This is a genomic window from Treponema sp. R8-4-B8 (assembly GCF_054786175.1).
Map to the genome: position 1 here is coordinate 1 of NZ_BDHE01000363.1, position 462 is coordinate 462.

The window sequence follows — 462 nt, forward strand, 5'->3', positions numbered from 1 at the left end:
CACGAGAAGTTTTTCAGCGGTGCAAATGGAACGCGCGAGTAACACGCGCCTCTGCTGTCCGCCGGACAATTCCCTAAAACATCGATTTTTTAAATCCTCAATTTCAAGCAGGCGCAGTTTTTCTTCCGCCGCGCGTTTTTCCAAATGAGTATAAAGCGGCCAAAAACCTTTTTTCCCCAAATTCCCAGACAACACAATTTCCATGACACCCGCCGGAAAGTCCTGTTTTGCGGCGGTCTGCTGTGAGAGGAATCCTGTTTGAGACTGTTTAAAATCAGGGTTAAAATTTAGCTTTCCTTCCATTGGAGGAATCAGGCGCATCAGTCCTTTTACAAGCGTAGATTTGCCGGAGCCATTTTCCCCGGCAATAAGGAGAAAGTCCCCGGCCTGAACGGAAAAGTTCAAACCGCAGACTACAATGTGTCCGTCATACCCGAATGAAAGGTTTTGACAGTCTATTAG

Annotated in this window: 1 protein-coding gene; it reads right to left on the reverse strand. The window is 47.0% G+C overall.

The genetic code is table 11. The annotated features are described in order from the left end of the window. Window positions 1-462: metal ABC transporter ATP-binding protein (locus ACYVRA_RS08775; RefSeq protein ID WP_461252335.1), on the reverse strand; the 462-nt coding region annotated here is incomplete at both ends.